The sequence below is a fragment of the Streptomyces sp. P17 genome, from assembly GCF_032436805.1.
Taxonomy (GTDB): Bacteria; Actinomycetota; Actinomycetes; order Streptomycetales; family Streptomycetaceae; genus Streptomyces.
Map to the genome: position 1 here is coordinate 1 of NZ_JAVRBF010000419.1, position 374 is coordinate 374.

At 73.0% G+C, this 374-nt stretch carries 1 protein-coding gene; it reads right to left on the reverse strand.

Translation table 11 applies throughout. The features are described from left to right. Positions 1 to 374, reverse strand: a 374-nt coding sequence (locus RMT89_RS41550) for an alcohol dehydrogenase catalytic domain-containing protein (RefSeq protein ID WP_315888941.1), incomplete at both ends; no start/stop codon positions are given.

Here is a 374-nt window from a genome sequence, read left to right on the forward strand (position 1 = left end):
GCCGCGGCGTGGATCAGGACGCGTTCACCGGACTTGAGACCGGCCAGATCCCGCAACCCGTAATACGCCGTCAGGAAGACGGTCGGGACTGACGCGGCCTCGCCGAAGGAAAGCCCCTCGGGTATCGGTGCCAGGGTGCGCTCGTCGGCGGTGGTCAGCGGGGCGAACGCGGCCGCGAAGCCGCCGAACACCCGGTCCCCGACGGAGAATCGCGTCACGCCGGGCCCGGTCTCCACGATCACGCCCGCGCCCTCGGTGCCCAGGCCCTCGTTGGACGGAGCGAGGCCGAGGGCGACCGCCACGTCGTAGAAGTTGAGGCCCGCGGCCCGCACCTGCACCCGGACCTCGCCCGCCTCCAACGGCCGCGACGCACG